At 67.4% G+C, this 2,167-nt stretch carries 3 protein-coding genes; all 3 read right to left on the reverse strand.

The genetic code is table 11. The annotated features are described in order from the left end of the window. Window positions 1-1,630: phage tail tape measure protein (locus VIU94_RS05745; protein WP_331908218.1), on the reverse strand; the 1,630-nt coding region annotated here is incomplete at its 3' end. Beyond that, window positions 1,630-1,932 carry a hypothetical protein gene (locus tag VIU94_RS05750; RefSeq protein WP_331908220.1) on the reverse strand — a complete coding sequence of 101 codons (303 nt, stop codon included), beginning with the start codon at window positions 1,930-1,932 and terminating at the stop codon, window positions 1,630-1,632. The genes VIU94_RS05750 and VIU94_RS05745, both read right to left, overlap by 1 nt. After that, the coding region (locus VIU94_RS05755; RefSeq protein ID WP_331908222.1) for a hypothetical protein at window positions 1,933-2,167 on the reverse strand (235 nt) is incomplete at its 5' end.

Consider the following 2,167-nt stretch of genomic DNA (forward strand, 5'->3'; position numbering starts at 1 on the left):
TCTTGTCCTTCAGGCTGTCGAACGTCGGGCGTACGGCCTTGGTCCACAGCCACCTGATCGCGGGGATCAGGATCCGGCTGACGTAGGCCCACCAGAGCTGGAAGATCGGCCGGATCACGTTCTGCCAGGCGAACTTGATCACGCCGCGTACGAACCCGAAGTAGAGCTGGACGCCCCTCCACAGCCCGCGGATCGCTGGCATCAGGTACTTGCCGAAGAAGCCGGCGAACGCCGAGAGAGCAGGCCGGATGAAGCCGTGCCACGCGAACGAGACCGCCTTGCGAATCCCTGCCCAGGCGCCGTCGACGATGCGTCGGAAGGTCTCGGACTTCTTGTAGGCGATGACCAGCCCCACGCCTAGGGCGACCAGCGCGCCCACGATGAGGCCGATCGGGTTGAGCATCATGGCCCGGTTGAGCAGCGTCTGGGCAATCGCTTGCCGCTGGGTCCACATGGTGTGCAGCGCGGTCCAGCCCTGGGAGATCTTCACGCCCAGCGCGTAGCCACCCCATAGAGTCGCGCCGACGGCCAGGGTGATGCCGAGCACCTTGAAGGCGGTTGCGTTCTCCTGCACGAATGGGACCAGCCCACCCATCGTGTCAGCGAGGAAGTTAGCCCCCACGATCACGCCAGGGGCGAGGGCTTTGCCGATCTGCAGGCGCAGAGTCTCCCATGCACCGGAGAGTCGTTCGAGCGCCCCGGGAAGCCCCTTCAGCGCGGCGTTGGCAGCGTCCTGCGCGGCCTTCTGGTTCCTGGTCGCCCGGACGTACTTCCCGAGCCCCTTGGAACCCTCGTTCATCAGGACCGTCGCAGCGCGCGTGGCGTCCGATCCGAAGATCGTCGTCAGGGCACGAGTGCGCTCGGACTCCGATAGACCGCCGATCTTGTCCTGCAGTTGCTGGGAGATGTTGCCGAGCGAGCGGAAGTCACCGTTGCGCTTGGTGAAGTTCAGGCCGAGACGCCTCATCGCCTGCTCAGCCGCGTCGGTCGAGGGCACGAGACGCGCGAGCATCGTCTTCAGCGACGTACCAGCGTCGGAGCCCTTGATGCCTGCCGAGTCGAAGGCGGCCAGGGCGCCCACAGTCTCGTTGATGTCTAGGCCGGCGTTCTTCGCGCCGGGCCCTACCTGCGAAAGCGCCTGCCCCAGGGACTCGACCGACGCCGTGGACGCGTTGGCGCCACCGGCCAGAGCGTTGGCAACCTTGTTCATGTCGCGGCCCTTGAGGCCGAAGGTGTTGAGTGCATTCGAGGCGATCTCGGCCGCGGTCGCCAGGTCGGTTCCGCCTGCCGCAGCGAGAAGGAGGGTCCCCTTCAACGCGCCGGCGCGCATGTCGGCCACCGAGATGCCGCCCTTGGCGAGTTCGACCATCGCCTTCGCGGCTTCGTTCGCGGAGAACACGGTCGAGTTGCCCATGTCGATGGCGGCCTTCTCGAGCGCCTTCATCTCCCCGCGGGACGCCCCAGTGACCGCGCCGACGGTGTTCATGGACTTCTCGAACTCGGCCCGCAGCTTCACGCCCGAGGCGGCAACCCCGATCAGGGCTGCACCGATGCCGGCCGTCAGTGCCTGCTTGAATCCGCCCATGTTGGGCAGCACCGTGATCCAGGCGGTACCTGCGGGAGCGGCCATCAGGAACTACCTCCTTCCAGCCAGTCAGCAGTCTGGGCGAGCGTGTGGTGGGCGGGTGTGTCGTCCGACCCGTGCTCGATCGCGGCCGCGCCCTCGTCGTCGTTCACCAGTCGCGCGCCCTCCCCGTCGTCGTCGACCCGAAACGAGGACCGGAACGCCCCGGTCTCCACCGGGGCGATCGACTCCGCGTACACGCGACCGGTCTCGGCGATCTGTGCCATCGCCGCGTCCATCTCCGCAGTCGCCGCCAACGCGGCCAGTGCAGTGGACGAGGGTGGCTCGAAGCGCACATTGCTCGGCATTCACGCCCCCTCGGGGAAAAGTTGGGTCACCATGGCGTCAGCGGCCTCTCGAGTCCGCTTCGCCCGCGCACGGTCGAACGCAGTCACCGGGCGCGGGTACGGACGGACCCGAGACGGCTTGCCCTTGCCGCTGGGGTGATTCACGACCACGGCGTTGACGAGGTCGGCAAGCCGGTCCACGACCGCGGCGAGCGCCTGGACCTCGGGAGTCCACTCTGTGAGGGGTGGAACGTCG

Origin of the sequence: Streptomyces sp. (assembly GCF_036566765.1) — a bacterium.
Classification (GTDB): domain Bacteria; phylum Actinomycetota; class Actinomycetes; order Streptomycetales; family Streptomycetaceae; genus Streptomyces.